This is a genomic window from Streptosporangium sp. NPDC049078 (assembly GCF_040648855.1).
GTDB lineage: Bacteria > Actinomycetota > Actinomycetes > Streptosporangiales > Streptosporangiaceae > Streptosporangium.
Window position 1 is genome coordinate 97,900 of the sequence record NZ_JBEZEL010000024.1, and the last position, 19,665, is coordinate 117,564.

The window sequence follows — 19,665 nt, forward strand, 5'->3', positions numbered from 1 at the left end:
GCCTCGGGACAGCCGTACGGTGATCGCGTTCGCGGGTGGCCCACCCCACCGATCACGGTCAACGTTCGGCGGCGGTGACACCGTCCTCGGCGTCGGCGTCCTCCACCTCGGCGCGCGGGATGCCCAGCAGGTAGAGGATCGAGTCGAGGTAGGGGACGTTGACCGCGGTGTCGGCGGCGCGGCGGACCACCGGCTTGGCGTTGAACGCGATGCCGAGACCGGCCGCCGCGATCATGTCCAGGTCGTTGGCGCCGTCGCCGATGGCCACGGTCTGGCTGATCGGGATCCCCGCCTCGCGGGCGAAGCGCTCCAGTGCCCGCGCCTTGCCCGGCCGGTCGACGATCTCGCCGACGACCCGCCCGGTCAGCACGCCGTCGACGACCTCCAGGGTGTTGGCCGCGGAGTAGTCGATCCCGAGGTCCTCGACGAGGGCGTCGGTGAGCTGCGTGAACCCGCCGCTGACGATCGCGAACCGGTAGTCGAGCCGCTTGAGCGTCCGTACCAGCGTCCGGGCGCCGGGAGTCAGCACGAGCTCCTTGCGTACCTTCTCGAAGACCTCCTCGGAGAGGCCCTCAAGCTGCGCGACCCGGCGGCGCAGCGACTCGGCGAAGTCGAGCTCGCCGCGCATCGCCTCCTCGGTGACCCGGGCGACCTCCTCCAGGCAGCCGGCGTGCGCCGCGAGCAGCTCGATCACCTCGGCCTGGATGAGCGTCGAGTCGACGTCCATCACGATCAGGCGCTTCGCCCTGCGGTGCAGGCCGGTCCGCTGCACGGCGACGTCGACCTGCTGGGCGTGCGCCTCGACGGCCAGCTCCGCCCTGAGGGTGTCGGGGTCGGCGCCGGAGAGCGAGAGCTCGATGCAGGTCACCGGATAGCTGGACAGGCGCTCGATCCGGTCGATGTTGGCACCGGCCGCGGCGATCCGCCCCGCGATCCCCGCCATGGCGGCGGGCTGCAGCGGTGAGCCGAGCACGGTGACGTCGAGCCGCCCCCTGCGCCGCTTCTCCTTCGAGTCGGAGCCGGTGGACAGCTCCACGTGGAGTCCGAGGTCCTCCGCGGCCCGCTCGACGGCGGTCCAGAGGGCCCCGAGGGTGCCGCCTGTGCCGGTCGGCGTGTCGCCCGCGTACGAGACGAGGACGCCGAGGGTGAGCCGGCCGCGGATGACGACCTGCTCCACGTCGGCGACGATGACGGGGAAGCCGGCCAGGACCGAGAAGAGGCGTGAGGTCACGCCCGGTCGGTCGGGGCCGTTCAACGTGATCAGAAGCGTGCGCTGGTTCATCGGTTCCTACGGTACTTGGCTCCGGATTCGACCGTGAATGTGGTTCATCATCCGGACGCCTGGAGTTCGCGGGCCCCTCAGGTCCCGCGTCATCTGCAAATGTCTTCATGAACCTCATGACGACCCTTCCCGTGGAGTCGCGCCTCGCCCGCTACAGCGTCGGGCTGGCCGCTACCGCCGTCGAGATGCGCGAGGCCCAGCGCCTGCGCCACCGCGTCTTCTCCGAGGAGATGGGCGCCCGGCTGGACAGTCCCATCACCGGCCTGGACGTCGATCCGCTCGACGCCTACTGCGATCACCTCCTGGTGAGGTGCGACGACACCGGTGAGGTCGTCGGCACCTACCGGCTGCTCGGCCCCCGCAGGGCCGATCGCCTCTACTCCGACTCCGAGTTCGATCTCAGCGCGCTGGCCGGTATCCGGGGGAACATGGTCGAGACCGGCAGGGCCTGCGTACACCCGGAACACCGGGGTGGCGCGGTGCTCGGGCTGATGTGGGCGGGTATCGCCCGCTACATGACGGCCGGGGGGTACGGCTGGCTGGCCGGGTGCTGCTCGGTGCCGGTGGCCGACGCGGCCGGGATCATGGAGCGGGTGCCGCTCTCACCGCCGGGCTACCGCGTCACGCCGCACCGCCCCTGGCGGGCGGGCCCGGTCTCCGGCTCTCCTCGCCGGAGAGGCCGGAGAGGGAGGTCGGGCCCCTCGGCCGCTTCCGGGTCCGTGCCGGTCTTCCCGATCGGCGCCGGAGCGGCGCGGTCGCCGCGGGAGGACGCCTCGAAGCGTACGGCCGCCACGAGCCCCGCCGCCGACCGGGGGCGGGCGACGCTGCCGCCGCTGCTGCGCGGGTACGTGCGGCTGGGCGCCTGGGTCTGCGGCCCGCCCGCCCACGACCTCGACTTCGGTACGGCCGACTTCTTCGTCCTGCTCTCGATGGCCGAGGCCGACCCCCGCTACCTGCGCCACTTCCTGGGAGCCGCATCGTGAGCCCGTGGATACCCGTGGCGCCGTGCACGCCCGCCGGCTGCCTGTTCCCACCAAGATCGAGGGCCGAGGCGCCGCGCAGGGCGCTGCGACTCGCGGCGGTCGGGCTGGTCGTCCTGGCGGGAGTGGTCCTCACGCTTGTGGCCCGTGGACTCGGTGCGACGAACAGGATCCGGCTGACGAGCGTCTGGTCCCGGCTGGTGCTGCGGGCGGTCGGCGTACGGATCGAGGTAAGGCGGGGGTTCGCGTTCATGGCCGGCTCGGTCGCCGGGCCATGTCCGGTCGCCGACGGATCGTCCGGGGCCGCTCCGCTGGTCGTGGCCAACCACGTGTCGTGGCTGGACCCGCTCGTGATGGCGGCGGTCCTGCCGTGCCGGGTGCTCGCCAAGCAGGAGGTCCGGGCGTGGCCGGTGGTCGGCCTGCTCGCGACGGGTTCGGGCGCGTTGTTCGTCGACAGGGACCGGCTCTCCGCGCTGCCCGGGACCGTCGCCGACGTGGCCGCGGCGCTCGCCGCCGGCCATCCGGTGGCGGCCTTCCCCGAGGGGACGACCTGGTGCGGGCGTGGGATGGGCTCGTTCAGGCCCGCCGTTTTCCAGGCGGCCCTGGACGCGGGGGCCCCGGTCAGACCGGTCGCGATCAGATATCTGGAGGGGGAGGACGTCCTGGCCAGCGGACCCGTCTATGTCGGTGACGACATCCTGTGGGCGTCGATCCGCCGCGTGGTGGCCGTCCGGCGGTTGACGGTGGAGGTGACGATGCTGCCCCCCGTGCGGGGACGCGACCGCGGGGAGCTGGCCTGGACGGCCGAGTCGTCCGTCGCCTCTGTGCTGGTCGCCGGGGCCGCGCACGGTGTTCCCGCCGCGGCCTGATCCGATCTCGGAGCCCTGGCCCCGGCTAGGCCGAACCCAGGTATGTGATGACGGCCGCCACCCTGCGGTGGGTGTCGGGACTGTTCTCCAGGGCCAGCTTCATGAAGATCGAGTTGACGTGTTTCTCGATGGCGGAGACCGACAGGTGCAGGGCGCGGGCGATTCCTCCGTTGGACAGGCCGTGCGCCATCTCCCTGAGCACGTCCAGTTCCCTGGGGGTGAGTTCCGCGGGCGGGGGGCCGCCGCGTACCCCGCGCTTGGCCAGCAGGCCCTCCACCACCTTGGGGTCGATCACCGAGCCGCCTCCCGCCACCGACCTGATCGCGCCGAGCAGCTCGTCGATGTCACCGACCCGGTCCTTGAGCAGGTACGCACGACCCTCGGTGCCGTCCCTGAACAGATCCAGGGCGAACATCGCGTCGGAGAACTGGGAGAGCACCACGACCCCGATGTCCCGTGAGGCGGCGCGGATGCGGTGCGCCGCGTCGATGCCCTCCATTCCCGGGCGGACGAGATCGGCCGAGCCCGGCATCCGGATGTCGGTGACGACCACGTCGGGGCGCAGCCGTCTGGCGGCGTCGAGCAGGTCGTCCGCGGTGCCCACGGCGGCGACCACCTCGATCTCGCCGGAGGTCTCCAGGAGCCTGCGGGTGCCCTCACGCACCAGGTAGTGGTCCTCGGCCAGGACGACTCTCAGTTCAGCCATGGATCGCGCACCGTCCGGAACTCGCCATGGGGAGATCCTGCACGGTGCGCGGGCGCCGTGTACATGAGGTTGCCCGCACTCGTCGCCGTCGCCGTCGCCGTCGCCGTCGCCGTCGCCGGGATCCGGGAACGGAGCCGGTGGTGGGAGCGAGCGGAACGAACCGAAACCGGTGGCGAGATCGGAACCAACCGGTTCCGGAACCGGGAACGGGAGCGGGAGAGGCGGACGGTCAGCAGGTGAGAGGTACGGAACGCGTGGTCAGCGGAGCACTCGGGTCTTCACCCGCACGTACTTGATGTCGGTGCCGATGTCGATGCCGTAGATGTCGAAGGTGTCCAGCCCGCCAGCGGGGACGTCGATCGAGACCGAGCCGAAATTGGCGGTCGCGGTGCCGCGGGCACCGTTCTTCAGCCAGACCTTGACCTTGAGGGTGGCCGTTTTGCCGGGGTTCAGGGTGTCGAGCAGACAGCCCACCTCGCGCCCCGAGATCTCGCAGTACGAGCCGGCGGGCTTGCCGACGATGCGGATCTTGGAGATGTGCGGGGAGAGACGGCCGCCGACGTAGGCGATGTCGGTGTACCACTTGCCGACGTTCTTGATCTTCAGCGTGTAGACGTACGAGTCGCCCGCCCAGGCCTTGCGCGGGTAGAAGACGGTCGTCTTCAGCGGCGCGAGCGGCGGGCCCGTGACCTTCTGCGGTGCGGCGATCGGGGGGGCCGAGGCGTTCGCGGGCGCGGGGGTGAGCAGCATGCCTCCCGCCAGGGCGATGGCGGCGATGGCGGCCAGGTGCCGGCGCATTTTTACTCCAGTCGGATTTCGTCCCGTTGATTACGTATCATCATGGGAGATCCGACTTGTAAACCTCTTGCGATTGACTATCCGCTAACCGGTGATCAGGTGGACATCGCCGAATTCGTGCCAGAGATAGCCCTCTCCGAGCGCCTCCGCGTACGACCGCGAGAGCAGATCGCGGCCGGCGATCGCCGACAGCATCAGCAGGTGGCTGGAGCGCGGCTCGTGCAGCCCGGTGAGCAGGCCGTTCACCGCCCTCACTCCGACCTCGGGGGTGACGATGTGCGAGGTCCAGCCGTCCGCGGCCCGGACACGGCCGGTGGCCAGCGCGGCCGTCTCCAGTGCCCTGACCACGGTCGTGCCGACCGCGATCACCCGGCCGCCCGACTCGCGAGCGAGCTCCACCTGCCGCGCGGTGGCCTCGGGCACCTCGAACCGCTCCGGATACGGTGGCTCGTCCTTCTCCGGAGACGCCACCCCCGTGTGCAGGGTGATCGGCGCGATCCCCACCCCGCGCGACACCAGGGAGGTCACCAGCCCGGTGGTGAACGGCCGCCCCGCGCTGGGCATCTCCGCGCTGCCCGGCCGCACGCCGAACACGGTCTGGTAGTCGGCGAGCGGCCAGTCCCTGTCCACGTACGAGTATCGGATCGGCACGCCGTACCGGCGGAGGTAGCCCGTGACCTCCCGGTCCAGCCTCGCCCGCCACAGCCGCGGCGTCTCGCGTCCCAGGAGCCGCAGGGTCGCCCCACCCGGCAGCGGCAGCCACTCCCCGTCCGCACCGCCCCGGTAGGGCTCACCGGCGGGGCCTCCGGCGAGGCCCGTCCGCTCCCTGAGCCTGCGGAGTTCGACCAGCCAGGTACCGTCCTCACGCTCGGTGGAGAAGTGCACCGCGAGCCGATCGAGCCGGACGGCCGCGGGAAGCGTGCCGGAATTGTTCACCACGAGCAGGTCGCCGGGGCCGAGCAGACCGGGAAGGTCGGCGAACGCGTGGTGCCCGATCTGTCCGGTGCCCCGCTCCGAGACCAGCAGGCGCACCCCGTCACGGGCCAGCCCTCGGGCCTCCGGGGGCTCGTGCGCCTCCAGCTCGCGCGGGAGCACGAAGTCCGCGGCCATCGCGTCCGCCGCGGGCGCGCTCACGTCCCCTCCCCGTACGCACGCACGGATTCCGTCGCCGTTCTCACAGGTCCTCCTCGTTCGGTGCCCCGCCCGTTCATCCGTGCCTCACCCGGCCGCTGTCCGGGCGGTCGGCGATCAGCCGCAGCAGGGTGGGAACGACGCTTTCCGGGGCCGGGGCCTGTTCGGCCTCCTTGGCGCCGACGGCGTCGGCGAGCATGGCGGTGGACATCTCGCCCGGATCCACCCACCAGACCGCGACGTCGGGTTCCTCGACGGCCAGCACGTGGGAGAGCCGCTCCAGGGCGGCCTTGGTCGCGCCGTATCCGCCCCAGCCCTCGTACGCCTCCACCGCCGCGTCGGAGGAGATGTTCACGATCGCGCCGCGCCGCTCCCTGAGCCCGCGCAGGTTCGCCTGAATCAGTGCCAGCGGGGCCAGTACGTTGGCCTGGAACAACTCCTGGAGCGTGTCGAGCGGGTATCCGGCCAGCGGCGGCAGCGGGACCGCGCCCAGCCCTGAGGCGTTGTTGACCAGCAGGTCCAGCCCGCCGTGTTCCTGTACGGCCCGCGCCAGCCGATCCCGGTGGGCGGGGTCGGCGACGTCTCCGGCCAGGGCGAGGGCGCCGAGCTCGTCCGCGGCGGATCGCAGCGCGTCCTCACCCCGCGCGGTGAGGACGAGCCGCCAGCCGTCGGCGGCGAGGGAGCGGGCGAGTGCCAGGCCGAGGCCGCGGGAGGCGCCGGTGATGAGTGCGGTCTTCGTCATGCCTCGACGCTAGGAGCCGCGCGCCCGCCGTACATCGGCCGCCGGACCTGGCCGGAGGTGGGCCGATGGGCTTAGGACCGATGGAGTAGGCGGCGGACCTCCACCGCCGCCTAGAGTCGTCTCGTGAACTCCGAGAGCGAGGACAGGGACGCCGTGCTGCACGCGGTGAGCTCGGCCGTCCTCGCCGTGACCAGGCATCTGTCGGTGCGGGAGGTGCTCCAGGTGATCGTGCGGTCGGCGCGGCGGTTGCTGGACGCACGCTACGCCGCGCTGGGCGTGCCCGACGACCAGGGGGCGTTCGCCGAGTTCGTCGCCGAGGGCATCTCCGACGAGCAGTGGGACGCGATCGGGCCCATGCCCCGCCAGCACGGCATGCTCGGCGCGATGCTGCGCGAGGGCACGCCGGTCCGGCTGCCCGACATCCGCAGGGACCCCAGGTTCGAATACTGGCCGCGGGCCCATCCGGTGCTCAAGGACTTCCTCGGGGTGCCGATACTCGACGGGGACGAGGTGCTCGGCATCATCTTCCTGTCCAACAAGCGGGCCCCCGGAGGCTTCACCGAGGCCGACCAGCGGCTGCTCACCATGTTCGCCGCGCACGCCGCGATCGCCCTCACCAACGCCCGCCTGTACGAGCGCGGCCGGGAGCTCACGCTGGTGGAGGAGCGCACCCGGATGGCGAGGGAGCTGCACGACGCGGTGACCCAGAAACTGTTCTCGCTGCGCCTCACCGCGCAGGCCGCCGCGTCGCTGGTCGTCGACGATCCCGTACGGGCGCTGCGGGAGCTCGGCCAGGTGGAACGGCTGGCGGGAGAGGCACTGGCCGAGTTGCGCGCGGTGATCGTGGAACTCCGCCCGGCCGACCTCGACCGGCACGGCCTGGCCGAGACGCTCCGCAAGCACGTCCGTCTGCTCGACCGGCTGCACCCGGCCTCGTTCTCGTTCGAGGAGTCCCCGGTGTGCGAGCTCGAACCGGTGATCGAGGTGGCCGTCCTGCGGGTGGCCCAGGAGGCGCTGCACAACGCCTCAAGACACTCGGCTGCGCGTGCGGTCGAGGTGCGGCTGGGCTGCGAGGGCGGGCGCGTGGTTCTTGAGGTGAGTGACGACGGGGCCGGTTTCGACGTGACCGCCGCCGCGGGGAGAGGGCTGGGAATCGCCTCGATGGGCGACAGGGCGCAGGCCGTCGGCGGCGACGTGCGGGTGACCTCGGAGCCGGGACGGGGCACACTCGTCCGGCTGGAGGTGCCCGCGTGACCCGTGATGCGGAGAAGGATGATCGTTCGACCCGGCGTCCGGGGGAGTCTGCCGTAGGTGGTCCCGACGGTGGTCGTCCGGTCCGTGGCCCGGGTGAGTCGCCGGAGTCTGCCGTACGCGGTCCTGACGGTGGTCGTCCGGTCCGTGGCCCGGGTGGGTCCTCGGGGTCGGCCGTACGCGGTCCTGACGGCGACGACCGGGTGATCCGCGTCCTGATCGCCGACGACCACCCGGTCGTGAGGCAGGGCCTTCGCACCTTCCTGGACCTGCAGGAGGATCTCGACGTGGTCGGCGAGGCCGCCGACGGCGCCGAGGCGGTCGCCCTGGTGGATTCTCTCGCCCCCGACGTGCTGCTGCTCGACCTGAAGATGCCGGTGCTCGACGGGCTCGGCGCGCTGCTGCTGCTGGGCGAGCGAGGGCTGTCGCCGAGGGTGCTCGTGCTGACCTCGGTGAGCGACAGGGGCGACGTGGCTCCGGCGATGCGAGCGGGTGCGGCGGGCTTCCTCTACAAGGACGTCGAACCGGCCGCGCTCGTGCGCGCGATCCGGGCGGTGTACGGCGGCCAGGTGCTGCTCGCCCCCGAGGCGGCCGAGGCGATGCTGGCCGGTCCCGAACCCGTCCGGGCCGCGCGGGAGGGCGGACAGGAGGACAGGTATGTGGCGCCGCTGACCGATCGGGAGCGCGAGGTGCTCGCGTTGATCGCCTCGGGCCGTTCCAACCGGGAGATCGCCAGGCAGCTCGCGGTGGCGGAGAAGACGGTGAAGACCCACGTCTCCAGCGTGCTGATGAAGCTGGGCGTGCAGGACAGGACCCAGGCCGCTCTCTACGCGGTGAGAAACGGTCTGGCCTGATGGCGGTGTCCGGATGAACCGGACCCTCGGAGCAGCCCTCAGACCAGCTCGGTGATGGCGTGGTGGGCGACCACCCTGGCCCGGCGCACCGCGCGGTCGAGCTCACGCAGGGCCCCACCGCGTACGGCGATCTGGCCCGAGGTGAGCCCGCGGTCGTCGGCGACGCGGAGCACCGCGGCGAGGCGGGCGGCGAGGGCGGCGACCCGGTGGGCCCTGGCGGGGTAGCCGGGGGCCAGGCCGTCGTCCACGATCTCCAGCCGCCGGTGGCCCTGGGCCGGCCCCTCCACGCCGAGCAGGGCGTCGGTGGCCACCCGCATCGCGCGGGTCAGCTCGTGCTCGGCCTCGGCGAGGGAGGGCAGGGCGGGGGCCGTGGTACGGGCCTCCAGCACGGTCCAGCGAACCCCGGCGTACGATGACCCGCGGCGGTCGTTTACCGGGATCAGGCCGAGACATCTGTCGGGAAGCACGGCTGTCGCCGCCTGCCCGGCCTCGATGGCCGCGGAGTTGAAAGGGGGCGGTCCGGTGAGACCGAGTGGGTCGCCCGCGACGGGAAGGGCCAGTCGCAGCGATTTCATGCCCTCGATCCGCAGGTCGGCGAGGAATCCGCGGAGGGCGAGGTCGCCGGTCTCACCGGCGACGAGTTGGGGGCCTGCCTGCCGCTCCACGCGGTCGGCGGCCTCGTCGAGGCCGACCTGTCCGGCGAGCCAGGCGTTGCCCCAGCAGACCAGGGTGGCCGAGATCGGTGAATCAGGGTGCACCGATCCACGATATGCGCTTGTCCTGCAATAGGTTTTGTTCGAGCGATTCACAAGGAGGCGTAAGGGATGGGCGGTCAGGTGCTTCGGCTACAGGACGTCACCGTCCGCAGGGACGGAGCGGTCCTGCTGCGGGAGATCGACTGGACCGTTCACGAGGACGAGCGGTGGGTCGTCATCGGCCCCAACGGCGCGGGAAAGACGACGTTGCTGCAGGTGGTCGGGGCGATGCTGTTCCCCACCGAGGGCGTCGTCGAGATCCTGGGCGAGCGGCTCGGCCAGAGTGACGTCTTCGAGCTGCGGCCCCGCATCGGGCTCGCGAGCGCCGCGCTGGCGGAGAAGGTGCCACCGGACGAGAAGGTCATCGATCTGGTTCTCACGGCCTCGTACGCCATCCTCGGCCGCTGGACGGAGGAGTACGACTCCCACGACGTGACGCGTGCCGTCGAGCTGATCGACCAGCTCGGCTGCGCCCACCTGATCCGGCGCCGCTTCAACACGCTGTCGGAAGGGGAGCGCAAGCGGGTCCAGATCGCCCGCGCGCTCATGCCCGACCCGGAGCTGCTGCTGCTGGACGAACCCGCCGCGGGCCTCGACCTGGGCGGGCGCGAAGACCTGGTGCGCCGCCTGGCGACCTTCGCGCACGACCCGAAGGCGCCGACCATGGTGCTGGTCACCCACCACGTGGAGGAGGTGCCCAGTGGGTTCACCCACGCCCTGCTGCTCCGGCACGGCTCGGTGGTGGCCCAGGGCCCGATCGACCAGGTGATGACTGCGGAGAACCTGTCGCACACCTTCAGCGTCCCGCTCACCCTCGATCGGGGGCGCGAGGGCCGCTGGTACGCGCGGGCGCACCAGCTCTGAGGGGAACCCGAGAGGTTCCGAGATCGTTTCGGTCGTTCAAAGGCCGTTGAAGGGAAAAGCAAATATCCTGCCGGGTCAAGAGTTCCACGTGACTCGACCGCCCGGGGTGGTTCATGGAAGCGCTTGTCGCCGCACTCGTCATCGTGGTCGTGGCGGCGTTCGCCGTCCATCGGATGGTTCGCGTCGTGCCGCACGCCACGGCGGGTGTCGTGGAGCGGTTGGGGCGCTACCACAGGACGCTCGGTCCCGGGCTGAACCTCGTGGTGCCGTTCATCGACCGGATCAAGGACATGGTCGATCTTCGTGAGCAGGTCGTCGCCTTCCCGCCGCAGGCGGTCGTCACCTCCGACAACCTCGTCGTCTCGGTCGACACGGCCGTCTCCTTCCAGGTGACCGACGCCCGCGCGGCGACCTACGAGATCGCCAACTTCCTGGTCGCCGTCGAGCAGCTCGTCGCCACCACGCTGTGCGATGTGGTCGGTGGGATGGATGTGGACCGCGTGCCGGGCTCCCGCGAGGAGATCGGCGCCGAGCTGCGCCGGGCGCTCGACGACGCGGCGGGCGGGTGGGGGCTGCGGGTCGGCCGGGTCGAGGTGAAGACGATCGACCCGCCCGTCTCGATCCAGGAGGCGATGGAGAGGCACTCCCGCGCCGACCACGACAGGCGGGCCGCGCTGCTCGCGGCCGAGGGGGAGAAGCAGGCGGCCGTCCTCGCCGCCGAGGGGCGGAGAAAGGCCGCCGTACTGGCCGCTCGCGGCGAGGCGGAGGCGACCGTGCTCAGGGCGCGGGCCGACGCCGAAGCCAGGGCGACGCGGGCCAGGGCGGAGGCCGACGCGATCGACATGCTTTTCCGCGCCGCCCGTGACGGCAGGCCCGACCCGGAGCTTCTCGCCCACGAATACCTGCGGGCGCTCCCCGAGCTCGCCAAGGGGGACGCGGGCAAGCTGTGGATCGTCCCGCCGGACCTGAGACGGACCCTCGAAAGCCTCGCGGACCTTCTCCCGGACAGGGACGAGCCCTCCGGAGAGTTCGACGGAGGTGTGTCTTCGGGCGGTTCGGTCAGGGAGGACGGGCCGGGCGGACACCAACCTTCGGGCGAGGAAGAGGTGCCGGGCACGTGGGAGCCCTCGGTCAAGGGAACCTCGGTCAAGGGCGGTCCCGTTAAGGACACCCCCGCCACCGGGTGATCTCGATCTCCTCCTACCATCCGGTGAGGGCCGTGCACCTGCCTATGGGCGCGAGCCTGACGAGTGAGGGGAAGCGCATGACACCGTGGGAGGCGGTCGCGATCTTCGTGGCCGGCGTCGGGGCGGGGGGCATCAACGCCGTCGTCGGTTCCGGGTCTCTGATCACGTTCCCGACGATGGTCGCGCTGGGCATGCCACCGGTCATCGCGAACGTCTCCAACACCGTGGGCCTGGTCCCGGGGTCGATGACCGGCGCGTTCGGCTACCGGGAGGAGCTGAGGGGGCAGCGCCCGCGGCTGATCAGGCTGGGGGTTCCCGCGCTGGTCGGTGCGCTGATCGGCGGGGTGCTCCTGCTGTACCTTCCCGCGGAGACGTTCGACGTCGTCGTGCCCGTCCTGATCGCCCTGGCGTGCGTGCTGGTGGTGATCCAGCCGAGGCTCAACGGCTGGCTGAGCGCCCGGCGGGAGCATCCCCATCCGCACGGCGGCCCCTGGCTCTGGGGCGGCGTTCTCGTGTGCGGCATGTACGGCGGCTACTTCGGCGCGGCCCAGGGGGTGCTGCTCATCGGGCTGATGGGCAGCTTCCTCGACGAGGGCCTGCAGCGGATCAACGCGGCCAAGAACGTACTCGCGCTGCTGGTCAACGCGTGCGCCGCGCTGCTGTTCATCGTGGTCGCGGAGGTCGACTGGCTGGCGGCCCTGATGGTGGCGCTGGGCGCCGCGATCGGCGGTTTCCTCGGCGCGAAGATCGGCAGGCGACTGCCGGCCCCGGTGCTGCGCTGGTTCGTGGTGTGCGTCGGGATCGTGGCGATAGTCAAACTGGTGTACGGGTGAACCTGCCTGCTACCGGGTACTTATTCAGGTATGAAAGGTGACAAAGTCGAGGTTGTCATCGACGCAGGAGACAGTTCCCGTACCTACGAGGTCAGCGCCACCAGAGCGGGGCGCCGCGTTGAGGTGGCCAACGCCCGAGGCGGCGTTGTCGAGGTGAGCGAGGTCACCCGGAGCGGAACGGCCGTGCGCACCGCCCGCTTCATGTCCAGCCGTATTCTCGCCCTGGTCGAACACCCCGCCGACGGCAAGCCGGCCTAGGCCGGGCCGACGGCGGTAGCCGGTTCTCGTCACGCCCGGGTGGGACGTACGGTCACACCTGGGCGGGACGGACCTGGAGCACCCCGTCGCGGCGGATCCGGGTCTCGAAGGACGGCTGGGGGGCGGTGGCCGGGCCGTGTACGACGGCTCCGTCGGAGAGCCTGAAGGTGCTCCCGTGCCACGGGCAGACCACGCAGGCGGTCCCCTCCTCCGAGATCAGACGCCCCTGGTGGAGCGGGCCCGCCAGGTGCGCGCACTGGTCGGCGAGCACCGTGACGTTCGCGCCGACGCGCAGCACGAACAGATCGATGTAACCCAGCCTCCGCGTCACCGGGCGCCCGTCCGGCAGGTCGCCGACGTCGCACAGGTCGTGCCAGCCCAGCGGGACCAGGTGGGCGACGGATTCGGCGTGGTTCGCCCCGGCCGCCTGCCGGTAGGCGAGGTGGCCGCCGAGGTAGCCGCCCACGCTCGCGGCCCCCAGGCCGGCGAACGACAGCACCCGCCCGGTCCGGTCGCGCCCGGCCATCCGCAGCACCAGCGAACCCGCGTAGAGCCCGAGAGCGGTCAGGTTGGCGATCGCGTGCACGAACCCCACCCGTTGCTGCTCGCGGTGGAGCGCCGACCAGTCGGTGATGCCCGCCGCCATCGCGGGCATCGCGGCCGCGAGCCCGCCCGCGACCAGCATCCGCGACGCCCGCGGATCGGAACGGGTCACGTCGAGCACCGCCGTCGCCGTCCAGAGACCCAGGCTGACGTTGGCGAGCGGTGGATGCAGCGGTTTGCCGATCGGCACCCCGTGCAGCAGGTCACGCAGCGGTCCTGGACCGATCCGCCGGCGCACGGCCTTGGCGAGCACGCGGATCGGTCTGTCGGCCTTGGGCGAGCGTTCGATCCGATCGGTGAGCTCGACCCCGGGCACCAGACGCCTGGTCCGACGCCCTGTTTTGACAGTTTCCTTCACCATTGCCCCCTCCTAGACCATAGGGACCTACCCGAGAACGGCGTTATGCACGCGCCAAATGCCCTCGGCTGACGGAGAGGGCGATGATCTCGGTGGCGTAGGCGCCCAGTGTCGCCGATCCCTCCTCGATGATTTTCACCTTCTCCAGCACCTGCTCGGCCGTCACCTTGTACAGCGACCAGGTGCCGCCCTCGTTGTGGTGGTTCGCCATGATGGGGGCGATCCGGTCGAGGGCCTTGGCGAATTTGGCCTCCGGCGTCCTGCGTTCCTCGAACTCGTCCCAGAGCTCGCGCAACCGCGCGGCCTGGTCGCAGGGGAGCAGCCCGAAGATCCGGTCGGCGGCCTTGCGCTCGATGTCCAGCTGGGCCTCGACGGCCGAGGCGTCGTAGATGAACGTGTCTCCCGCGTCGATCTCGACGATGTCGTGGACGAGCAGCATCGCGACGACCCTGTCGAGGTCGGTGCCCGGTGGCGCGTGCTCGGCCAAGACCATCGCCAGCATGCCCACGTACCAGGAATGCTCGGCGTCGTTCTCACGCCGCGACCCGTCCATGAGGGTGTTGCGGCGGACGATGCGTCTGAGCTTGTCGATCTCCATGGCGAAGGTGAGCTGAGCGTGCAGACGGTCCTGTGCTGGAGGGGTGGTCACGCGCGCAAGCCTAATGCGCGTCGATCCCGCTTTTCCGAGCGATCATGGGATCACGCCCGGCCGAGGGTGACGGGAACCCCGTTGAACACGGCGTTTCCCGAGGGTATGTCCACGACGGAATCATCTGTCAGCGTGTTCGCGTTCACTCCCGCGTGCTTGGCGGCCACCGGTTGCGAGGTGCCGGAGTGCCCCCATCCGTGGGGCAGGCTCACCACCCCCGGCATGATCGTGTCGGTCGGCTCAAGCGGCACGACCAGCTCTCCGGCGGCCGAGCGCACCACGGCGTGCTCGCCCAGCCCGAGCCTGCTCACGTCGTCCGGGTTGATCTGCAGGGTGCACCGGTTGGTCCCGCCGACCAGCGGCCCCACGTTGTGCAGCCAGCTGTTGTTGGAACGCAGATGGCGCCGCCCGATCAGCACGATCTCCGCGGGCGGGACGGCGAGCCGCTCGCGCAGCCGCGCGGCGTCCTCGACCAGCTGCGGCGGGGCGAGCTCCACCCGTCCCGAGGCCGTACGGACGATCTCCGCCAGCCGGGGCTCCAGCGCTCCCAGGTCGATGCCGTGCGGGTTCGCCAGGAGAGTGGCCAGGGAGAGTCCGTACGGTCCGAGCCTGAGCATGGCGTCCAGCCGCCTCTCCGCTCCGCTGCCACCGTCCAGGGAGGCGCGCAGCTCGGCGGGGTCCGCGCCCTCCACCGGAGATCCGGGCGTCTCGACGGCCCTTCGGAGCATCCGGTCGAGGATCAGCTCGTCGAGCAGGGCCGGATCGGCGTCCGCGCCCTGACCCGAGGCGATCATCGCCAGCCGTGCCATGATCTCGGCCTCCGACGGACGTCCCGGCTCCAGCGGCAGGACCGGCGGGGAGAACCTCGCGTAGTTGCGGACCGCGAAGGCGAGCAGCGTCAGGTCGTAGTGCGGCGACTGCGTCACGCGCGGCGGCGGCAGGATCACGTTCGCGTGCCGGGTGGTCTCGTTCAGGTACGGGTCCACGCAGACCATGAACTCCAGGTCGCGGAAGGCCCCCTCCAGCCGTGGTCCGCCCGGCGCCGACAGCACCGGGTTGCCGGCCACCACGACCAGCCCCCGGACCTGCCCCTCTCCCGGCGTCTCGATCTCGTCGGCGAGGGTGGCCACCGGGATCTCGCCGTTCGCCTCCGGCAGCCCCCGGACGCGGCTGTGCCAGCGTCCCGTGACGTACGGCCTGCTCCGGCGGCCGTTCTCCACGGCGGTCTTCGCGAACATCACCCCGCCGGGACGGTCGAAGTTGCCGGTCAGGATGTTGACGACGTCGACCAGCCACTGCGCGACGGTGCCGAACTCGGCGGTGCAGGTGCCGATGCGGGCGTAGACGGCGGCCGTCGGGGCCGCCGCCAGCTCACGTGCCAGCCGTACGATCTCCCCGGCCGGTATCCCGCACATCGGGGCCACGACCTCGGGGGCGAAGTCCCGCGCCAGCCGCCGTACCTCCTCCAGCCCGTCGATCCCGATGCCGCCGATGTCGGCGCCGACCGAGGTGAGGTCCTCGGCGAGGAGGGTGTGGACGATGCCGAACAGCAGGTAGGCGTCCATGCCCGGGCGTACGAACAGGTGCTCGTCGGCGAGGGCGGCGGTGCGGGTGCGGCGCGGGTCGACGACCACGAGTTTGCCGCCGCGCCCGCGCAGCGCCTTGAGACGGCCGGGGAAGTCGGGGGCGGTGCAGAGCGAGCCGTTGGACTCCAGCGGGTTGGCGCCGAGCATCAGCAGGTGGTCGGTACGGTCCAGGTCGGGCACCGCGATCGCCATCGGGTCGCCGAGCATCAGACCGCAGGAGACGTGCTTGGGCATCTGGTCGACGGTGCTCGCGGAGAAGACGTTGCGGGTGCCGAGGGCGCGGATCAGCGGCCCGCCGTACAGGGCTCCCGCCATGGAGTGGGCGTTCGGATTGCCGAGGTAGACGGCGAGCGAACCGCGGCCGTGGGCGTCGATCACCCTGCCGAGGCCCTCCTCGACCGCGCGGAACGCCTCCTCCCAGGACGCCTCGCGCCACTCCTCACCCGTACGGATCATCGGGACGCCGAGCCGGTCGGGGTCCTCGTCGAGGCGGCCCAGGCTCGCCCCCTTGGGGCAGACGAACCCTTTGGAGAAGGGGTCGTCCGGGTCGCCCTTGACCGAGGTGACGTGTCCGGCGTCGTCGAGGGTGAGCCGGAGGCCGCAGACGGCCTCGCAGAGAGGGCAGGTCCTGTGAGCTGTTCTCATCGGCGCTCCTGGGTTCGGCGAATGAACTCATCATGGCCGTCGGTCCGGCACGGGGAAAGCCCCGGAGCGTGGCTTGGATTCAAGGGGGCGTCGCGACATCTCGATCCGAGAAGTCGCGACGACCCCTTGAAACCGCCTGGGCTCCGGGGCTTTCCTTCGCGGCCGGGTGGAGGTTCACGCGGCCTGTCGGCGCCTCCCGGGAAGCTCGCCGGGTCCGGGGAACTCGCCGGGTCCGGAGAACGGGACGGTGGCGCGGTGGATGTCGGGCTCCTCCTCCGTGGTGCGGCGGGCCTGTCGGGGGTGGCCGGTCTCCGTGGTCCGACCGGCCCGCGGGGCGTGGCCGGCCTCCACGGCACGGTGGGCTTCTGCCGTATGGAGGGCGGCCTCTGTGGCACGGTCGGTCTCCGTGGCGTGGCCGGCCCGCAGGCACACCCAGTTCGTCCGCCCGTAGAGACGGTCGAGACCCACCGGGGGACCGAAGACCTCGCCCCCACGGACGATCTCGACCGTCAGCAGGTTCCCCCACCTGAGGTGCCGGGACACCACGGCGTCGCGGGCGTAGCACGCCGCCGCGATCTCGGCGGAGAAGGCGTCGAAGTCCTCGGCGCAGGTTCCCGCCCTGGCGAGGACGAGCGCCTTCTCCCCGGCGACGGTGGGGGTGATCCACAGGATCAGCGGCAACCGGCCGAAGCGGGTGTGTATCCCGGTCTCCGCGCACGCCCGCTGGAGGCGGTGCCGGGAGACCAGGCACCACACGTGTGCCGTCACCCACTTTCTCCCGAAGCCGGAGGCCACGGGGGTGACGGCGGCGCAGACCACGACGAGAAACGGCCACCAGTCGCCCTCGCGGAGCGAGAGGGCCACGGTGACCGTGAGGAACGAGGCGGCGGCGAGCAGCGCGACCTCCGTCCGCCAGCGCCACAGCCGGACGACGAGGCCCGCACGGCTGGGCGGCCGGCCGCCGGGGTGGCCGTAGCGGCTGCCGCGGAGGTCACGCCGCGACATCGCCGCCCGCCCCCTTGTCGTGGACGGGCGCCAGGGTGAGGGCGGGAGCGGCCGTCCGCTCGGCCTTGAGGAGGTCGAACCGCGGCTCGCGGTAGTGCCTGGCCCCGAAACCGGTCCGGGTCACGCTCCAGCCGAGCCGGTAGGCCCACTCGTCCTGGTCCATGCAGAGCTCTCGGTCGGTCACATAGATCAGGTCGAGAATGAAGGTCTTGATTCCGTGGGTTCTGTTGGTACGGTGGAAGGACATAGGAGACTCCCTTCGTGGCTTTGACGCGGAGTTCTTGTGCCAACCGGGTCGGTGGCCGCCGACCCGGTGTTTTTTGTGTCCGATCAGGACACTCTCGTGAGTGCGTGCGACTTTGGGCCGTCGCCGGCCGATTACCGCTGCTCCCCCTGTCGGCCTCCCCGTGTCAACTCCGTTTCTTCGAAGACGGCGCCGTTGCCGAAGAGCCGCGTGTCTGTTTCACACCCGCGGCTCACGAATGCCCTCGAAGACGCCCTCCGGATGATCGCCGGTGGCTCCCCCGATCTTGCGAGGACCTTCCTGTTCTGATAGTCGCTCAGCATAGATTTGGCTGCAAGACTTGCCGTAAGGAAAAAAGCAATAAACTTCCGCAGATGCACTGCAACCATCAGTGTAATTTGCACTACTATTCATCGAGTTCCTGTTGAGGCCGTGACAGCCGCTCGCCCGTCATGGTGAGGAGGTCGTGATGTCGGAACGTGGCAGTCCAGCACTCCGTCAGCGTTGGCTGGGCATGGAGCTGCGCCGGCTCCGCGAAGGCCTGAACATGACGGGCGACGAGGTGTCCGGTCGCCTGGGGTGGTCGACCGCGAAGGTCAGCCGGATAGAGACCGCCAAGACGCTGGCCAAGGAGGCGGACGTCGAGGCGCTCGCCGACCTTTACGGCGTCGACGAGCGGCTCAGGGAGACCCTGGTCGCGCTACGGCGTGAAGCCTCCAGGAAGGGCTGGTGGGAGAGATATCGAAATTCCGTTCCCGATGACTACATCACGCTCATCGGGATGGAGGCGGAGGCCACTGAGATGCGTAACTGGGAACCCCAGATCGTGCCGGGGCTTCTCCAGACGGAGGAATACGCTCGTGCGGTCATCTCGGTGGGGCAGCATGCGAGCCAGGTGCCGTCGAGTTGGTTCCAGGATCGGGTCGAGGTGCGGATGGCGCGTCAGCGTACGTTGCTGTACGACTCCAGGCCGCTGACCCTGCTGGCGGTGTTCAACGAATCCGTGTTGAAAAGTCAGTACGGTGACGCTCGCGTCATGCGAGATCAGCTGCGACACCTGATCGAGGTTTCGGAGCTGGAACACGTAGATATGAGAATTCTTTCCAAGGATGTTCCGCCACCGGTGTCCACGGGACCGTTCGTGCACCTTACCTTTTCCGATTTTCCGGACATAGTCTACCTTGAATCGCTTTTCGGTGGACGGTACGTGGATGATGTGGAAAAAGTGTACGGGTATGAGCGTGCCTTTGAGCATTTGATGGAACGAGCTCTTCCAGAGGCCGGCTCGCAGGAGCTGATCAAAGAGGTAAGCGAGCATTGGGGCAGGTAGCGACCGGTCTGCCAACCGGCGACTACCGTCATTTTTATGGAAAGAAAAATGAACGCGACTGATTTCAGCGGTGCGATGTGGAAGAAGAGCGCGCACAGCTCTCCGAACGGCAATTGCGTCGAAGTGGCGACGCTGAGCGGAGGCGGCGTAGGGGTTCGGGACAGCAAGAACGGATCCGGGCCCGTGCTGGTCTTCACTCCCGATGAGTGGAAGGCATTCGTCGGCGGAGTGAAGGACGGAGAGTTCGACATATAGCAGAAGCGGCTCCAGTGCTCACCTGGAGAAAAAGAGCCGCTCCGCTGCGATTACCGCGTTTCATTGTCTCTGCTCACCGGATGGATTGACCGCCCGCCGGTGGAGCAGGGGAGAATCATCGCACACCGGGGAAGCGCGTCGGACATGGTGTCCTATCTGGACACGTCCAATACCTTGCACGTTTTCCATCACGCCTTCATTCTTAAGGTGCCCTATGGCCACCTATGGGAGAGGAGGTGAGATGTGTCCGATATTGACCAATATGGAGTGATCTGGCGAAAGAGCAGACTCAGCGCCGCGAGTGGCAACTGCGTTGAGGTGGCTCGCCTGGCCGGCGAGGGGTTCGCGGTCAGGGACAGCAAGGACAGGCGCGGACCGGTGCTGCTCTTCGGCGGGACCGAGTGGAGCGAGTTCGTCGCGGCGGTGAAGAGCGGAGACTTCGATCTCTGAGTGACCGTCCTTTCAGGACCGGGGGCTTGC

General features: G+C 70.3%; 22 protein-coding genes. 11 read left to right on the forward strand and 11 right to left on the reverse strand.

Features of this window, described 5'->3' with window-relative positions; genetic code table 11:
• Positions 1-58: 58 nt before the first annotated feature.
• Positions 59-1,282, reverse strand: coding sequence for a phosphoserine phosphatase SerB (serB, locus tag AB0B90_RS34130; RefSeq protein WP_350942546.1), 1,224 nt, complete (start codon positions 1,280-1,282; stop codon positions 59-61).
• Between the two features lie 116 nt (positions 1,283-1,398).
• Here serB and AB0B90_RS34135 point away from each other — a divergent pair, with 116 nt between their 5' ends.
• Both AB0B90_RS34135 and AB0B90_RS34140 read left to right on the forward strand, forming a co-directional pair.
• Complete coding sequence (locus AB0B90_RS34135) at positions 1,399-2,265, forward strand: GNAT family N-acyltransferase (protein ID WP_350942547.1); 867 nt, start codon at positions 1,399-1,401, stop codon at positions 2,263-2,265.
• The gene (locus AB0B90_RS34140) at positions 2,262-3,131 is read left to right on the forward strand and encodes a lysophospholipid acyltransferase family protein (RefSeq protein ID WP_350942548.1); all 870 of its coding nucleotides are present in this window, start codon (positions 2,262-2,264) and stop codon (positions 3,129-3,131) included. Before AB0B90_RS34135 ends, AB0B90_RS34140 begins: the two co-directional genes overlap by 4 nt.
• Before the next feature lie 25 nt (positions 3,132-3,156).
• On the opposite strand, the gene AB0B90_RS34145 is transcribed toward AB0B90_RS34140, so the two are convergent.
• From AB0B90_RS34145 to AB0B90_RS34160, 4 genes are all read right to left on the reverse strand, one after another.
• On the reverse strand, positions 3,157-3,837 hold the full coding sequence (locus AB0B90_RS34145; RefSeq protein WP_350942549.1) for a response regulator transcription factor: 681 nt from the start codon (positions 3,835-3,837) through the stop codon (positions 3,157-3,159).
• 258 nt (positions 3,838-4,095) lie between these two features.
• Positions 4,096-4,635 carry a hypothetical protein gene (locus tag AB0B90_RS34150; protein WP_362926370.1) on the reverse strand — a complete coding sequence of 180 codons (540 nt, stop codon included), beginning with the start codon at positions 4,633-4,635 and terminating at the stop codon, positions 4,096-4,098.
• An 84-nt stretch (positions 4,636-4,719) separates the two neighbouring features.
• On the reverse strand, positions 4,720-5,769 hold the full coding sequence (locus AB0B90_RS34155; protein ID WP_350942552.1) for an S-adenosylmethionine:tRNA ribosyltransferase-isomerase: 1,050 nt from the start codon (positions 5,767-5,769) through the stop codon (positions 4,720-4,722).
• Between the two features lie 73 nt (positions 5,770-5,842).
• The gene (locus tag AB0B90_RS34160; RefSeq protein ID WP_362926371.1) at positions 5,843-6,508 is read right to left on the reverse strand and encodes an SDR family NAD(P)-dependent oxidoreductase; all 666 of its coding nucleotides are present in this window, start codon (positions 6,506-6,508) and stop codon (positions 5,843-5,845) included.
• A 123-nt stretch (positions 6,509-6,631) separates the two neighbouring features.
• Here AB0B90_RS34160 and AB0B90_RS34165 point away from each other — a divergent pair, with 123 nt between their 5' ends.
• Complete coding sequence (locus AB0B90_RS34165) at positions 6,632-7,762, forward strand: GAF domain-containing sensor histidine kinase (RefSeq protein ID WP_362926372.1); 1,131 nt, start codon at positions 6,632-6,634, stop codon at positions 7,760-7,762.
• A gap of 200 nt (positions 7,763-7,962) precedes the next feature.
• Positions 7,963-8,613: a response regulator transcription factor gene (locus AB0B90_RS34170; protein ID WP_362926373.1), complete on the forward strand. Its 651-nt coding sequence runs from the start codon at positions 7,963-7,965 to the stop codon at positions 8,611-8,613.
• A gap of 38 nt (positions 8,614-8,651) precedes the next feature.
• On the opposite strand, the gene AB0B90_RS34175 is transcribed toward AB0B90_RS34170, so the two are convergent.
• Positions 8,652-9,371, reverse strand: coding sequence for a hypothetical protein (locus AB0B90_RS34175; protein ID WP_350942556.1), 720 nt, complete (start codon positions 9,369-9,371; stop codon positions 8,652-8,654).
• A gap of 66 nt (positions 9,372-9,437) precedes the next feature.
• Here AB0B90_RS34175 and AB0B90_RS34180 point away from each other — a divergent pair, with 66 nt between their 5' ends.
• The 4 genes from AB0B90_RS34180 (at position 9,438) to AB0B90_RS34195 (ending at position 12,510) form a co-directional block, all read left to right on the forward strand.
• A complete protein-coding gene (locus tag AB0B90_RS34180; RefSeq protein WP_350942557.1) occupies positions 9,438-10,232 on the forward strand; it encodes an ABC transporter ATP-binding protein in 795 nt (264 codons plus the stop codon).
• Positions 10,233-10,345: 113 nt separating this feature from the next.
• Positions 10,346-11,419 carry an SPFH domain-containing protein gene (locus AB0B90_RS34185; RefSeq protein WP_362926374.1) on the forward strand — a complete coding sequence of 358 codons (1,074 nt, stop codon included), beginning with the start codon at positions 10,346-10,348 and terminating at the stop codon, positions 11,417-11,419.
• A gap of 77 nt (positions 11,420-11,496) precedes the next feature.
• Positions 11,497-12,252 carry a sulfite exporter TauE/SafE family protein gene (locus AB0B90_RS34190; protein WP_350942559.1) on the forward strand — a complete coding sequence of 252 codons (756 nt, stop codon included), beginning with the start codon at positions 11,497-11,499 and terminating at the stop codon, positions 12,250-12,252.
• A gap of 30 nt (positions 12,253-12,282) precedes the next feature.
• Positions 12,283-12,510 carry a hypothetical protein gene (locus AB0B90_RS34195; RefSeq protein ID WP_329088968.1) on the forward strand — a complete coding sequence of 76 codons (228 nt, stop codon included), beginning with the start codon at positions 12,283-12,285 and terminating at the stop codon, positions 12,508-12,510.
• 52 nt (positions 12,511-12,562) lie between these two features.
• Here AB0B90_RS34195 and AB0B90_RS34200 read toward each other — a convergent pair whose 3' ends face one another.
• The 5 genes from AB0B90_RS34200 to AB0B90_RS34220 all read right to left on the reverse strand — a co-directional run bounded on the left by AB0B90_RS34200 (position 12,563) and on the right by AB0B90_RS34220 (position 17,603).
• Positions 12,563-13,474, reverse strand: coding sequence for a Rieske 2Fe-2S domain-containing protein (locus tag AB0B90_RS34200; RefSeq protein WP_350942560.1), 912 nt, complete (start codon positions 13,472-13,474; stop codon positions 12,563-12,565).
• Between the two features lie 40 nt (positions 13,475-13,514).
• Entirely contained in the window at positions 13,515-14,069 is a 555-nt protein-coding gene (locus AB0B90_RS34205; protein ID WP_350943540.1) for an HD domain-containing protein, read from the reverse strand.
• A 101-nt stretch (positions 14,070-14,170) separates the two neighbouring features.
• Positions 14,171-16,351, reverse strand: a complete 2,181-nt coding sequence (locus AB0B90_RS34210; protein ID WP_362926375.1) for a molybdopterin-dependent oxidoreductase — start codon at positions 16,349-16,351, stop codon at positions 14,171-14,173.
• Positions 16,352-16,525: 174 nt separating this feature from the next.
• Complete coding sequence (locus tag AB0B90_RS34215) at positions 16,526-17,356, reverse strand: hypothetical protein (protein ID WP_350942562.1); 831 nt, start codon at positions 17,354-17,356, stop codon at positions 16,526-16,528.
• Entirely contained in the window at positions 17,343-17,603 is a 261-nt protein-coding gene (locus tag AB0B90_RS34220) for a hypothetical protein (RefSeq protein ID WP_350942563.1), read from the reverse strand. The genes AB0B90_RS34215 and AB0B90_RS34220 overlap by 14 nt, the downstream gene beginning before the upstream one ends.
• A 466-nt stretch (positions 17,604-18,069) precedes the next feature.
• Between AB0B90_RS34220 and AB0B90_RS34225 the strand changes: the two genes are divergently transcribed.
• From AB0B90_RS34225 to AB0B90_RS34235, 3 genes are all read left to right on the forward strand, one after another.
• The gene (locus AB0B90_RS34225; protein ID WP_350942564.1) at positions 18,070-18,930 is read left to right on the forward strand and encodes a helix-turn-helix transcriptional regulator; all 861 of its coding nucleotides are present in this window, start codon (positions 18,070-18,072) and stop codon (positions 18,928-18,930) included.
• 36 nt (positions 18,931-18,966) lie between these two features.
• Positions 18,967-19,185 (forward strand): DUF397 domain-containing protein, encoded by a 219-nt coding sequence (locus AB0B90_RS34230; protein WP_350942566.1) that lies wholly within the window; start codon positions 18,967-18,969, stop codon positions 19,183-19,185.
• A gap of 243 nt (positions 19,186-19,428) precedes the next feature.
• A complete protein-coding gene (locus AB0B90_RS34235) occupies positions 19,429-19,635 on the forward strand; it encodes a DUF397 domain-containing protein (protein WP_350942567.1) in 207 nt (68 codons plus the stop codon).
• Positions 19,636-19,665 lie beyond the last annotated feature (30 nt).

What these genes read in the sequence shown, in the direction of transcription:
- serB (WP_350942546.1), bottom strand. Translation starts at nt 1,282, where the DNA reads ATGAACCAGCGCACGCTTCTGATCACGTTGAACGGCCCCGACCGACCG.
- AB0B90_RS34135 (WP_350942547.1), top strand. Translation starts at nt 1,399, where the DNA reads ATGACGACCCTTCCCGTGGAGTCGCGCCTCGCCCGCTACAGCGTCGGG.
- AB0B90_RS34145 (WP_350942549.1), bottom strand. Translation starts at nt 3,837, where the DNA reads ATGGCTGAACTGAGAGTCGTCCTGGCCGAGGACCACTACCTGGTGCGT.
- AB0B90_RS34150 (WP_362926370.1), bottom strand. Translation starts at nt 4,635, where the DNA reads ATGCGCCGGCACCTGGCCGCCATCGCCGCCATCGCCCTGGCGGGAGGC.
- AB0B90_RS34160 (WP_362926371.1), bottom strand. Translation starts at nt 6,508, where the DNA reads ATGACGAAGACCGCACTCATCACCGGCGCCTCCCGCGGCCTCGGCCTG.
- AB0B90_RS34180 (WP_350942557.1), top strand. Translation starts at nt 9,438, where the DNA reads ATGGGCGGTCAGGTGCTTCGGCTACAGGACGTCACCGTCCGCAGGGAC.
- AB0B90_RS34185 (WP_362926374.1), top strand. Translation starts at nt 10,346, where the DNA reads ATGGAAGCGCTTGTCGCCGCACTCGTCATCGTGGTCGTGGCGGCGTTC.
- AB0B90_RS34190 (WP_350942559.1), top strand. Translation starts at nt 11,497, where the DNA reads ATGACACCGTGGGAGGCGGTCGCGATCTTCGTGGCCGGCGTCGGGGCG.
- AB0B90_RS34195 (WP_329088968.1), top strand. Translation starts at nt 12,283, where the DNA reads ATGAAAGGTGACAAAGTCGAGGTTGTCATCGACGCAGGAGACAGTTCC.
- AB0B90_RS34200 (WP_350942560.1), bottom strand. Translation starts at nt 13,474, where the DNA reads ATGGTGAAGGAAACTGTCAAAACAGGGCGTCGGACCAGGCGTCTGGTG.
- AB0B90_RS34205 (WP_350943540.1), bottom strand. Translation starts at nt 14,069, where the DNA reads ATGGAGATCGACAAGCTCAGACGCATCGTCCGCCGCAACACCCTCATG.
- AB0B90_RS34210 (WP_362926375.1), bottom strand. Translation starts at nt 16,351, where the DNA reads ATGAGAACAGCTCACAGGACCTGCCCTCTCTGCGAGGCCGTCTGCGGC.
- AB0B90_RS34215 (WP_350942562.1), bottom strand. Translation starts at nt 17,356, where the DNA reads ATGTCGCGGCGTGACCTCCGCGGCAGCCGCTACGGCCACCCCGGCGGC.
- AB0B90_RS34220 (WP_350942563.1), bottom strand. Translation starts at nt 17,603, where the DNA reads ATGTCCTTCCACCGTACCAACAGAACCCACGGAATCAAGACCTTCATT.
- AB0B90_RS34225 (WP_350942564.1), top strand. Translation starts at nt 18,070, where the DNA reads ATGTCGGAACGTGGCAGTCCAGCACTCCGTCAGCGTTGGCTGGGCATG.
- AB0B90_RS34230 (WP_350942566.1), top strand. Translation starts at nt 18,967, where the DNA reads ATGGAAAGAAAAATGAACGCGACTGATTTCAGCGGTGCGATGTGGAAG.